General features: G+C 73.0%; 10 protein-coding genes. 3 read left to right on the top strand and 7 right to left on the bottom strand.

From position 1 onward, the window contains the following. Positions 1 to 404: 404 nt before the first annotated feature. Positions 405 to 1,004: a DUF3017 domain-containing protein gene (locus tag AMK21_RS14515; protein ID WP_073877802.1), complete on the bottom strand. Its 600-nt coding sequence runs from the start codon at positions 1,002 to 1,004 to the stop codon at positions 405 to 407. Between the two features lie 23 nt (positions 1,005 to 1,027). Continuing rightward, the gene (locus AMK21_RS14510) at positions 1,028 to 1,909 is read right to left on the bottom strand and encodes a bifunctional methylenetetrahydrofolate dehydrogenase/methenyltetrahydrofolate cyclohydrolase (protein ID WP_073877800.1); all 882 of its coding nucleotides are present in this window, start codon (positions 1,907 to 1,909) and stop codon (positions 1,028 to 1,030) included. A 220-nt stretch (positions 1,910 to 2,129) separates the two neighbouring features. Here AMK21_RS14510 and AMK21_RS14505 point away from each other — a divergent pair, with 220 nt between their 5' ends. Further along, a complete protein-coding gene (locus tag AMK21_RS14505; protein ID WP_073877799.1) occupies positions 2,130 to 2,783 on the top strand; it encodes an RDD family protein in 654 nt (217 codons plus the stop codon). A 140-nt stretch (positions 2,784 to 2,923) separates the two neighbouring features. On the opposite strand, the gene AMK21_RS14500 is transcribed toward AMK21_RS14505, so the two are convergent. From AMK21_RS14500 to purN, 3 genes are all read right to left on the bottom strand, one after another. Then, on the bottom strand, positions 2,924 to 4,450 hold the full coding sequence (locus tag AMK21_RS14500; RefSeq protein ID WP_073877797.1) for a DUF2079 domain-containing protein: 1,527 nt from the start codon (positions 4,448 to 4,450) through the stop codon (positions 2,924 to 2,926). Between the two features lie 170 nt (positions 4,451 to 4,620). Next, positions 4,621 to 6,174, bottom strand: coding sequence for a bifunctional phosphoribosylaminoimidazolecarboxamide formyltransferase/IMP cyclohydrolase (purH, locus tag AMK21_RS14495; RefSeq protein WP_073877794.1), 1,554 nt, complete (start codon positions 6,172 to 6,174; stop codon positions 4,621 to 4,623). Continuing rightward, complete coding sequence (purN, locus tag AMK21_RS14490) at positions 6,161 to 6,817, bottom strand: phosphoribosylglycinamide formyltransferase (RefSeq protein ID WP_073877963.1); 657 nt, start codon at positions 6,815 to 6,817, stop codon at positions 6,161 to 6,163. Before purN ends, purH begins: the two co-directional genes overlap by 14 nt. A gap of 279 nt (positions 6,818 to 7,096) precedes the next feature. Between purN and AMK21_RS14485 the strand changes: the two genes are divergently transcribed. Further along, entirely contained in the window at positions 7,097 to 7,984 is an 888-nt protein-coding gene (locus AMK21_RS14485) for a hypothetical protein (RefSeq protein WP_073877792.1), read from the top strand. Here the strand turns inward: AMK21_RS14485 and AMK21_RS14480 are convergent. Then, complete coding sequence (locus AMK21_RS14480; protein WP_073877790.1) at positions 7,974 to 9,758, bottom strand: DUF6350 family protein; 1,785 nt, start codon at positions 9,756 to 9,758, stop codon at positions 7,974 to 7,976. The two genes, AMK21_RS14485 and AMK21_RS14480, sit on opposite strands and share 11 nt — an antisense overlap. Before the next feature lie 127 nt (positions 9,759 to 9,885). Here AMK21_RS14480 and AMK21_RS14475 point away from each other — a divergent pair, with 127 nt between their 5' ends. Continuing rightward, positions 9,886 to 11,118 (top strand): helix-turn-helix domain-containing protein, encoded by a 1,233-nt coding sequence (locus AMK21_RS14475; protein ID WP_073877788.1) that lies wholly within the window; start codon positions 9,886 to 9,888, stop codon positions 11,116 to 11,118. Positions 11,119 to 11,212: 94 nt separating this feature from the next. Here AMK21_RS14475 and sucD read toward each other — a convergent pair whose 3' ends face one another. Continuing rightward, complete coding sequence (gene sucD, locus AMK21_RS14470) at positions 11,213 to 12,097, bottom strand: succinate--CoA ligase subunit alpha (protein WP_073877786.1); 885 nt, start codon at positions 12,095 to 12,097, stop codon at positions 11,213 to 11,215. Positions 12,098 to 12,107: the final 10 nt, after the last annotated feature.

Genomic DNA, 12,107 nt, shown 5'->3' with positions numbered 1-12,107 from the left:
TTTCCGTCATCCCCCGCACCACCCGGTGCATCCCCGGGCGTGCCCCTGCGCCCCCGCTGCGGCCGTTTCCGCCCGGCCGGTGCGCCCCCCGGACCGGTGCGGCTGTCCGCCCTGTCCGTCCGTCGCGCCGTGACAGTCTGCCATCGTTGCCCGGCGATCACACCGTGCCGGAACGGTCACTTCCGTGCCACAGGCCTCAGGGGAGCCTTGTAGCGGCCTTCCGTGTCCATGACGCTTGAGCCCGGGACGGGGCGGAAGGCCGCGCATTCCGCTTCCGCCGTAGGCCGGGGTCTGTCGCCCCGGAGTCCCGGACCGTGCCGTCCGTCCCTCCTCGGGGGTGGGGACGGGCGGCACGGACGGGCACCTCCAGACGGGTGCCCGTCCGGGCCCACGGGGCCCCCGCGCTAGCGGATCGTGAAGCGGACCGCGTCCTCCAGGATCGGCACGTCCAGCCACGGCTTCGGCTGAGCGACCAGCGCGAGCAGCACGATCAGGGTGCCCATCAGCCCGTACGTCACCAGGTCGGTGAAGCGGGAGCGCACCGCGAGCATGCCGACCGCCGGCACCACCCAGCGCAGCACCGCTCCGGCGATCAGCGCCGCGCCGATCAGGATGGTGCCGATGCGGAACGCCTCGGCGAACGGGTCGAGGGCGACGATCAGCAGGCCCGCGCCCGCCGCGCAGAGCACGGTGAGCAGCGGCCACTGCCGGGCCGGGGCAGGCGCGTCGCGCGAGGCGGCGCGGCCGCCGCCCTCGGGACGGGCGGTGTCCCGCGTGAAGAGCGGGAACCGCCGGGTCCTGCGGGGGGCCGGCGCCTTGCTGTCCGGCGCCTCGCCTTCCGGCTCCGCGGTGCCGGGCGCAAAGGAGCCGCTGTCCGGCTCCGCGGTGCCGCTGTCCGCTTCCGCGCGTGCGGGCTCCGTGGAGCCGTCCGCCACGACCGGATCCGGCCCGTCGGCCGCCGGGCCCGCGGGGGCCGGGTCGGCCGGACTCGTACCAGCACCCATGGGGTTCCCTCCGGATCCGGCCGTCAGCCCGCGGCAGCCGCGTCGGCGGCCTCGGCCGCGGTCCGCTCGGCCGCCTCGACCACGTTGACCAGGAGCTGGGCACGCGTCATCGGGCCGACACCGCCGGGGTTCGGGGCGACCCAGGCCGCCACCTCGCGGACCCCCGGGTGCACATCGCCGACGATCTTGCCGTTCTCGTCCCGGCTGACGCCGACGTCGAGCACGGCCGCGCCCGGCTTGACGTCCTCGGGCTTGATCAGGTGCTGCACCCCGGCGGCGGCGACGATGATGTCGGCCTGGCGCAGGTGCGAGGAGAGGTCCCGGGTGCCGGTGTGGCACTGGGTCACCGTGGCGTTCTCCGACTTACGGGTCAGCAGCAGCGGGATCGACCGGCCGATGGTGACACCGCGTCCGACGACCACCACGTGCGCCCCGTTGATCTCCACGCCGTGCGCGCGCAGCAGCTGGACGACGCCCTGCGGGGTGCACGGCAGCGGGCCCGTCTCGTTGAGGACGAGGCGGCCGAGGCTCATCGGATGCAGCCCGTCGGCGTCCTTCTCCGGGTCCATCAGCTCCAGGACACGGTTGGTGTCGATGCCCTTGGGCAGCGGCAGCTGGACGATGTAACCCGTGCACTGCGGGTCGGCGTTGAGCTCCCGTACGACGTCCTCGATCTCCTCCTGGGTGGCGGTGTCGGGGAGTTCGCGCTGGATGGAGCCGATTCCGACCTCGGCACAGTCGCGGTGCTTGCCGTTCACGTACCAGCGGCTGCCCGGGTCGTCCCCGACGAGCAGGGTTCCGAGGCCGGGGGTGATCCCCTGCGCCTTGAGTGCCGCCACGCGGACGGTCAGATCGGATTTGATCGCGGCAGCGGTGGCCTTGCCATCGAGAATCTGGGCAGTCATGGACCCATCCTCGCGGATGACCCCGCCCGCATACCAATTGCCTGTGCCCCGCCCCTGACCGAGATTGCACTTGCACAACGTCCAGGGCGCCGGGCTGGACAAACGCGGGTCGCGCTTATAACGATGAAGGCCGCGGTTGTACGGGGGGCGGGCCGCTGAACGTCGTCCTTCCTCCGTGTGGCCATCCGTCCCCACACGTCTGTTGAAGGAACACCCCGATATGAGCTTCGGCGACCCCAACAACCCGTACGGGCAGCAGCCCGGCCAGCCTCCGCAGGGACCGCCGCAGGGGCAGCCGGGCTACGGCTACCCGCAGCAGGCTCCGCAGGGTGTCCCGCAGCAGGGCTACGGCTACCCGCAGCAGCAGCCGGGGTACCCGCCGCAGACGGGGTATCCGCAGCAGCCCGGCCAGCCCTACGGCGGCGGTTACCCGCAGCAGCCGGGATACGGCGGCGGTATGCCGGAGCTGGCGCACTGGGGTCTGCGGGCGGGCGGGTTCCTGATCGACGGGCTCATCATCGGCGCGCCGTACCTTTTGGTCCTCGTCGCCGCCGGCATGGAGAGCTCGTCCGGTGACGGCGTCGCCTCCGTCGTCGCCGTGATCGGCCTCCTCGGCGTGCTCGGCCTCGCCATCTGGCAGCTGTACCAGGAGGGCACGACCGGCCAGTCCATCGGCAAGAAGGCCGTCGGCATCCGTCTGCTGCGCGAGGCGGACGGCCGGCCGCTCGGCTTCGGCATGGCGTTCGTCCGCCGCCTGGCCCACTTCCTGGACAACATCGCCTGCTACATCGGCTGGCTGTGGCCGCTGTGGGACCAGAAGAAGCAGACGTTCGCGGACAAGGTCTGCTCGTCGGTGGTCATCCGCTCCAAGTGACCCCTCGTTGAACCCGCCGAGCGCTCAGGCGCACGGCGTTCAGCGCACGGTATCGAAGGCCGCACCCGTTCTCACCCGGGTGGGGCCTTCGCCCGTACGGGCCGGGGAACCGGGGCCGCGCCCGGCTCCCGCGGCCCCGCTCAGTCCTTGCCCACGCCCGGGATCTCCGCCGGCTCCGGCGTCGTACGCTCCATCACCACGAAGCTGCCGCCCCGGTGCTTGAGCCGGTAGCGCGCCTCGGGGTGGAGCTGCTCGGCGTACGCCACCGGGTCCTGGATCGGCCGTGACCAGCCGAAGTCCAGGTTGACGGCGACGATGTCGGGCGCGGTGCCGGGGGCTCCGCCGATCCAGTAGACGGTCCGGTCGGAGGTGAGGTGGGCCATGAGCGTGATGTCGGTCTCGACCCGCGCCCCGGCCGGGATGGCCTTCAGCGCCTCCCGGGCCGCTTCCGTACGGGCGTCGGTGCTGTAGGCGTCCGGGCGCAGCAGGTCGCGCAGCGGCAGGTGCTGGGTCATCGCCGCGGCGATCGCGACGGAGACGGGGACGGCGACCTTCGCGTACGAGGCGAGCCAGGAGCGGTGCGAGTCGCGGCTGCGGCGGACGCCGTCGGCCATCGCCAGGAAGAGGATGGGCATCAGGATGGCGCTGTAGTGCCAGACCATCCCCCAGTGGTTGCTGTCCTGGGAGAGCAGTCGCCAGCCGAGCGTGGGGACGATCAGCAGCGTCAGGGGCGAACGCAGCGCCATGAAGGCGGTGATGCCGACCAGGAACACCAGCATCTCGATCTTGTCGGCGGAGTTCAGGACGCCGAGGACCGAGTCCAGCATCGAGACGTCCTGCTCGCCGTTCTTGTCGATCTTCTGCCAGTAGTCGTACGTCCCCGCGCTGCTGGCCGCCGGGATGAGGACCATGAGGGTGACCACGAAGGCGGCCACCCCGAACGCGGCGAGCAGCGCGCCCTGGAGGCGGCGCCCGTACACGAACAGCAGGAAGCCGACGACGGCGACGGTCGCGCCGAGGTCCTCCTTGACCAGGACCAGCGGCAGCGACCACAGGACGGCGGCCGTCCACCGTCGCAGGAGCAGCGCCCGGCAGACGAGGGCCAGCAGCGGGACGGCGAAGGCGATCTCGTGGAAGTCGGACTTCACCGCCTCCTGGATGCCCCAGGAGAGCCCGTACGCGACGCTGACGCAGAGCCCCGAGCGGCCGCCGAGGAGCTGCTGCGTGGTGCGGCCGACGATGACCGCGCCCAGCGCGAAGAACGCGGCCTGCGCGAAGAGCAGCGACTCGGCCGAGGGCCAGAGCCAGTACAGCGGGGCCAGCAGCGCGACGATCGGGGAGAAGTGGTCGCCGAGGATCAGATAGCCGGGGCCCTTGATGTCGACGACCGGGGCTCTGAGGTCCGCGTACGCCCGTACCTCCTGCTCGAAGATCCCGAGGTCCCAGGAGGGCGAGCCGAACCGGCTGTACTGGAGGTAGGAGTAGAGGAAGTAGAGCCCGCACAGGACGGCGCCGACGATCAGGTACGGCCGCAGGGGTACGCGTTCGGTGGGGGCGGCGTCCGTTCCCTGGGAGCCTTCCGCCGGGCGGGCGTTGGGACCGGTGCGCGGCGTGGGCAGCCGCCCCGCCTCCACCGGGTCCGTTCCACTCTTGTTCAGCTCAAGCACGGTGACTGCCCCCGCTGGGATTCCTGCTGCTCTTCGGCACGGCCGCTCATCGGATACGGCCGTTCATTAGAACAGAGCCGCGAAGCCCTCCCGTACGTCGCGTAGGGCGTCGCATACGGCGGAGGCCGCACCCCGCGCAGGGGTGCGGCCTCGATGTGTACGGGCGCCGGTCAGTGGAAGAAGTGGCGCGTCCCGGTGAGGTACATCGTGACGCCCGCCTTCTTCGCGGCCTCGATCACCAGCTCGTCGCGGACGGAGCCGCCGGGCTGGGCGACCGCCTTGATTCCGGCGGCGGTGAGGATCTCCAGCCCGTCGGGGAACGGGAAGAAGGCGTCGGACGCGGCGTAGGAACCGGCCGCCCGCTCCGCGCCCGCCCGCTCGACGGCGAGCTTCGCGGAGTCGACGCGGTTGACCTGGCCCATGCCGACGCCGACCGAGGCGCCGTCCCTGGCGAGGAGGATCGCGTTGGACTTGACGGCCCGGGACGCCTTCCAGGCGAAGGCCAGCTCCTTCAGCTCGGCCTCGGAGAGCGCATCGCCGGTGGCCAGGGTCCAGTTGGCCGGGTCGTCGCCCTCGGCCTGGAGACGGTCGGTGACCTGGAGCAGCGCCCCGCCGTCGATGTTCTTGACCTCGACCGTGGTGGCCGGGGCCCCGGGGGCGCGCAGCACGCGGATGTTCTTCTTGCGGGCCAGCACCTCGACGGCGCCGTCCTCGTAGGCCGGGGCGACGATGACCTCGGTGAAGATCTCCGCGACCTGCTCCGCCAGCTCGACCGTCACCGGGCGGTTCACGGCGATGACCCCGCCGAACGCCGAGAGCGGGTCGCAGGCATGCGCCTTGCGGTGTGCCTCGGCGACGTCGTCACCGATCGCGATGCCGCACGGGTTGGCGTGCTTGATGATCGCGACGCACGGCGCGGCGTGGTCGTACGCGGCCCGGCGCGCGGCGTCGGTGTCCGTGTAGTTGTTGTACGACATCTCTTTGCCGTGCAGCTGCTCCGCCTCGGCCAGACCGCCGGTGCCCGAGGTGTAGAGGGCGGCGGGCTGGTGCGGGTTCTCGCCGTAGCGCAGGACGTCTCTGCGGGTGAGGGCGTCGCCCAGGAACTCGGGGAGGCCCGAGTCGTCGGCGGGCGCGTAACCGTCCACGAACCAGGAGGCGACGGCCACGTCGTACGCGGCGGTGTGCTGGAACGCCTCGGCGGCGAGCCGCTTGCGGGCGTTGAGGTCGAAGCCGCCCGCCTTGACGGCCGCGAGGACGTCCGCGTACCGCTCGGGGCTGGTGACCACGGCGACGGAGGGGTGGTTCTTGGCGGCGGCGCGGACCATGGACGGGCCGCCGATGTCGATCTGCTCCACGCACTCGTCGTCGGAGGCGCCGGAGGCGACGGTCTCCTTGAACGGGTAGAGGTTGACGACCACCAGGTCGAAGGGCTCGACCCCGAGCTCGGCGAGCTGCTCGCGGTGGGCGTCCAGGCGGAGGTCGGCCAGGATGCCGGCGTGGACGCGGGGGTGGAGCGTCTTGACGCGGCCGTCCAGGCACTCGGGGAAGCCGGTGAGCTCCTCGACCTTGGTGACCGGTACTCCGGCGGCGGCGATCCTCCCGGCGGTGGAGCCGGTGGAGACGAGCTCGACGCCCGCCTCGTGCAGACCGCGGGCGAGGTCTTCGAGCCCCGTCTTGTCGTAGACACTGACCAGGGCGCGGCGGATGGGCTTATTCACCGACATGACCGAGATGAACCTTTCGTCCCTCAATGCGATGGCCGTCACGGGCGATCCGCCCCACGGCCTCGACGAGCAGCGAGCGCTCGACTTCCTTGATGCGTTCGTGAAGGGCGGCTTCGCCCTCCGGGGTGTCCTCCTCGGTCACCTCGACCACGCCCTGCGCGATGATCGGACCGGTGTCGACACCGTCGTCGACGAAGTGGACGGTGCAGCCCGTGACCTTGACGCCGTACGCGAGTGCGTCACGCACTCCGTGGGCGCCGGGGAAGCTGGGCAGCAGGGCGGGGTGGGTGTTGACGGTCCTGCCGCCGAAGGCGGCGAGGAACGCGGGCCCCACGATCTTCATGAAACCGGCGGAGACGACGAGGTCGGGGCGGTGTCCGGCGACGGCCGCGGTCAGCGCCTCGTCCCACTCCGCACGCGTCGCGTGGTCCTTGAGCTTGCACACGAACGTGGGGATTCCGGCCCGCTCGGCCCGCTCCAGACCGCCGGCCTTGTCGCGGTCCGCGCCGACGGCGACGACCTGCGCCCCGTACGCCGCCGGGTCGTCGCCGATGGCGTCGAGCAGGGCCTGGAGGTTGGTGCCGGATCCGGAGACCAGCACGACCAGCCGGGCGGGAGAGGCGGAGGGGGGCGGGGAGGCCACGTCGGGGCCCTTTCTCACGTGATGACCGCGGGGTGACGCTGGTGCGGCGAACTCTTTGTAGGGTCGTACGTCTTTGTAGGGTCGTACGAAAGGAGCGCTTCGCCCGATACGGGGAACCCTACGAACGGGCCGACCGTCAGCAACGATACCGGCACACCCGGCGGCCCCCACGGGACGGGGGCCGGGCCGAGAGGTAGCGTCAGGGGACAGCGAGCCGTCCACCGGGCGGTCGAACCGTCCTTCGGACGGACATGACGAGATGGGGAAGACGTTCACCACATGCCGGACCGACGCCGTCGCACCGCCTTCCGCCTCCAGTCGCCCGCACGGGCCGCTCTGCTGATGCGGGAGCGCCAGTCCTCTTCGCCGGACCCCGCCCCGGAGTCGCCGGACTCCTCGCCCGCCTCCGGTTCCCCCGATTCCCCTTCGCCGGACGCACCGGCGAAGCCCGCCGACGACAACCCGTTCGCCCCGCCGCCGGCCGGCCGGCCCGACCAGCCGTGGCAGCCGCGCCACCCCTCGGGCTCCGACCCTGCGAACGGCGGGGAGGGCGAGGGCTCCGGCGGCCGTTCGTCGTGGGGCGGTCAGTGGAGCAACAAGCAGCCCGGACGGGGCGGCGCCGGCTTCGGCGGCCGCTCCGGTACGAACGGCCCGGGCGGCAAGGGCGGGTCCGACGGCGGCCCCGGCGGAATGCGCTGGGACCCGACCGACCCCATGCAGCGACGCGCCCGCTACGCACTGCTCGGCGGTATCTGGTCCGTCTTCTTCGCCCTCTTCGACTTCACGGAGGTCGCCCTGCTGCTGGGCGCGCTCTCGGTGTACTGGGCCGTCAGCGCGCTGCGTGCCCAGCCCAAGAGCCCGTCCGCGACGGAGCGGACGACGGTCGGCGCCGTCACGGGGTCCGCAGCTCCGGTCGCCGGTGACGGGAGCGCCTCGCCGACGCCCACCACGCCCCAGGGCGGCGGCCGCCCGCAGACCACGGCGGCGATCAGCGGTCTGGTGACCGCCCTGCTGGCCCTGATCATCGTGATCACGACGTATACGGTGCAGCTCGTCTACCGCGACTACTACACCTGCGTGAACGACGCCCTGACCAAGACCGGCGCGGTGGCCTGCAACGACCAGCTGCCGAAGCCGCTGGAACCGCTCTTCGGCGTCAAGGAGTAGCGCCCCGGCCGTCGGCGTCGACGGGCTGCGCGTCCGTGGACTGCCCGTCGGCGGGTTCGGCGTCCGTGGGCTGCGCATTCGTGGGCTGCCCCGATGCCTCCTCGGAGCGCAGCGCGGCCGGGATGTGTGCGGGGAATTCGGCCATCAGCCCGCCGGAGCCCCGCTTGAGGGAGGCCCACCGGGCCTCCCTCGTCTCTTTCTCGTGCCAGGGGTCGGTCGGCAGGAAGTCGTACGGTTCGAAGCCCGGATCGTCCGTGGGCGTACCGCCCGCCGGGGCCGTCCCCCCGACCGCCGACCCGTCCGGGCCCTCCTGGACGGCGCTGTCCCTGGGCACGCCTGTGCGCCAGGGAGCCCACCGGCGGCGGGGCTTCCCGGCCTCCCCTGCCGCCGGCACCGCGTCCGCCCCGATCCCGTCCGCCCCGCCCCGTACGCCCTCGTCGTCCTCGGCATCCTCGACGCCCTGAGCGTCCTCCGCTCCTTCCGGTGCGTCCGCGTCCCTGCGCCAGGCCCAGCCCCGTTCACGCAGCCGCCACAGCCGCAGGAGCAGGGCCGCCGGTACGCCGATGCCCGCCGTCCACACCAGCGCCACCGGCCCCGCCAGCCACCACACGGGCCCGAACGCACCGAGCGCCCCCGACCCCAGCGGGCCGCCCGCCACCGCCGTGAGCAGCGCCGTACCCGCTCCGCACCCCAGCGCGGCGAGGCCCGTCACCAGCGCCGTCTCGCGCGGGCTCCAGGCTTGCGCCCGGGGGGCGTCGGCGGGGGCAGCCCTGCGTACGGCGCACCAGGCGAGCGCCAGCGCGGCGACGGCCGGGACGGCGAGGGCCGCCCAGTTCAGCGGGGTGGCCGGGCCCTGGTCCGGGGCCGCAGCCAGCAGCGGGAAGTGGGGCACGGCCGGGGTACCGGTGAGGCCCAGCGGAGTGGCCGTGGCCCCCGTACCGAGCGCGAAGCCGGGGCCGAGCCCGTACGCGGCGCCCCACAGCGCGGCGTTCGGCACCAGCGACACGGCGAGCAGCAGCACCGCCAGCCTCCCCGACCAGTCGCCGGAGAGCGCCAGGAAGGATTCCTGCGCTGCCTCCGCGTTCCGCCCGAGGGCCACCGCGACCAGGAGGGCGCCCCCGCCGATCAGCACCGCCGTGCCGACCGCCGCCGCCCGGCACGCGACCTCGGCCCGGTTACGGAAGAGGGTCCGGGCGACGGCCTCCTGGAGCACCAGGGGCGACCAGGACGGCAGCGGCCCGAACGGGCGCCCCGCCGCCGTCCACACCCCGGCCGCCGCCGCACCGGCCACCACCAGCGCCACCGGGAACGCCAGCGTGTCCGGCACGACGCGCAGCGACCCGCCCCGCGCATAGGCAGCCGCGCCCGCGGCGACCAACAGGTATCCGGCGGTCACCGCACAGAACGCGCCGCTCTGCGAGGGCCTGCGCCGCCCCTCCTCCGGCTCCGCCGCATCACGCGCCGCCCGGTGCGTCAGCCAGACGGGGCCCACCACGAGGAGCAGCGGGACCACGCCGACCGGCGCCGGGACGCCGCTGAGGGTGTCCGGGCGGACGAGTTCGGCGCCGTGCGCGAGGAGCCAGACCGCGGCCGCCGCGCGCAGCGCGCCGCCGGGTCCGCTGTCCGGGTACGGGGAGCTGATCCAGAACAAGGTCACCAGCACGGCCAGCGAACCGAGACCCAGCCCGGCGGCGGCCACACCCCGCAGAAAGGCGGAGGCCAGGGCGAGGGTCCTGGTCCGTTCGGGCGGCAACATCAGGCTGTGTTCGGTCATTTGGGTCACGCCGCCCATGCTCCCAACGACACGCGCTTAATCCCGCGTAACGCGCGAAGAGCCGCCGTGTCGCCCAATATACGTTTATGTACTTTTTCACCCAGTGCAGCGCTGCCGGGGGTCGTCCATGACCCGGAGCACCACCGACGAGGCCGCTGCACCGCCGCTGCCCTCCTCCCCCGAGGAGCGCCGCAGACGGCGCGAGGCGAAGTCGCTGAGCGAGGAACAGGTGGCGGCAGCCGTGGGCGTGACACGCGCCACCGTGCGCTCCTGGGAGACGGGGCGCACGAGCCCGCGCGGCCGCAAGCGGGCGCTGTACGCGAAGCTCATCGCGCCGGACCCGAAGCCGAGCCCGAAGCGGAAGCCGAAGTCGCCTTCCGCGCCTCTTCCCGTGATGGGGCCCGAGCCCGCGTCCGTGATCACGGCCGAGCACACTCCCGTGAGCCGGCCTGAGCCCGCTCCAACCGCGGCGACCGCGTCCCCACCTCCCGCCCCGGCGACTCCTCCTCCGCCTCCCGAGCCGGCGCCCGCCACGCCTCCGCTCTCCCCCGACGAGGCGTTCGACGCGCTGTACGCCCACGCCGCCCCCGGCCTCGTACGCCAGACCTACCTCCTGACCGGCCGCCGCAGCCTGGCCCGGGAGTCCGTCGAGCGGGCCTTCCAACTGGCCTGGCACCGCTGGCCCGAGGTGGCCGTGGACCGGGATCCGGTCGGCTGGGTGCGCGCGGCGGCGTACGAGTACGCGATGTCCCCCTGGCACCGGCTGCGCCGCGTCCACCGGCACCCCGACGCCCCGCCCACCGAACCGGCCCGGAGGGCCCTGTTCGAGGCGCTGCTCGAACTCCCCCCGGCCTACCGGCGCACCCTGCTCCTCTACGACGGGGTCGGCCTGGACCTGCCGGAGACCGCGGCCGAGACGGAGGCGTCCACTCCGGCGGCGGCCGGGCGGCTGGAGGTGGCCCGTGCCACCCTCGCCGAGCGGCTGCCCGAACTGGCGGCCGCAGCCTCCCCCGCCGAACAGTCCGAGCTGCTCCACGACCGGCTCGGCGGACTCGCCCGCGCCGAACACGTCCCGGCCCCGTCGCCCGCCCGCGCCGTGCGCACCGGCAGCGAGAACAGGGCGCGGCTCTGGACCAGGGCCGCCATCGCCTTCGCCGCACTGCTCATCGGCGCGACCGCCCTGACCCTGCACACGGCGCCCACGCACTACGAGCAGCCCCTCTCGCCCCCCGAACGGGTCGGGGGCGTACCGCCGCGCGGTGGTCCGCAGAAGCTGACGCCGCAGGACCTGATGCTGCAGAAGTCGCTGAGGGAGCAGCTGGCGCACGGTCCGGAGCGGCTGGTGCCACGGATCCCCTGAGCCCGGTCAGGCCGGGGACGACGAACGGCGCGGGCCCGCACCCCTGTCCGGGGGTGCGGGCCCGCGCCGTTCACGCGTGGTTCGGCTGCCTGGCTCAGGCGCCGAGGATCTCGCGCGCCAGCTTGGCGGTCTCGGTCGGCGTCTTGCCGACCTTCACGCCGGCGGCCTCGAGGGCCTCCTTCTTCGCCTGGGCGGTGCCGGAGGAGCCGGAGACGATGGCGCCCGCGTGGCCCATGGTCTTGCCCTCGGGGGCGGTGAAGCCCGCGACGTAACCGACGACCGGCTTCGTGACGTTCTTCGCGATGAAGTCGGCGGCACGCTCCTCGGCGTCGCCGCCGATCTCGCCGATCATCACGATGAGGTCCGTCTCGGGGTCGGCCTCGAACGCCGCGAGGGCGTCGATGTGCGTCGTACCGATGACCGGGTCGCCACCGATGCCGACGGCGGAGGAGAAGCCGATGTCACGGAGCTCGTACATCATCTGGTAGGTCAGCGTGCCGGACTTGGACACGAGACCGATGCGGCCGGGCTTGGTGATGTCGCCCGGGATGATGCCGGCGTTGGACTGGCCGGGGGTGATGAGACCCGGGCAGTTCGGACCGATGATCCGGGTCTTGTTGCCCTTCTCGTTCGCGTACGCCCAGAAGGCGGCGGAGTCGTGAACGGCGATGCCCTCGGTGATGACGACCGCGAGCGGGATCTCGGCGTCGATCGCCTCGACGACGGCGGCCTTGGAGAACGCCGGCGGCACGAAGAGGACCGAGACGTCGGCGCCCGTCTTCTCCATCGCTTCCTTGACGGAGCCGAAGACCGGTACCTCGGTGCCGTCGAAGTCGACGGACGTGCCCGCCTTGCGCGGGTTCACGCCACCGACGATGTTGGTGCCGTCGGCCAGCATGAGCTTGGTGTGCTTCATGCCCGTGGCGCCGGTCATCCCCTGGACGATGACCTTGCTGTCCTTGGTGAGGAAGATAGCCATGGTGTGGAGT

It is taken from the genome of Streptomyces sp. CB00316, from assembly GCF_001905595.1.
Classification (GTDB): Bacteria; Actinomycetota; Actinomycetes; order Streptomycetales; family Streptomycetaceae; genus Streptomyces.
The sequence above is the reverse complement of the archived record's forward strand: the minus strand, read 5'-3'. Positions and strand labels throughout refer to the sequence as shown.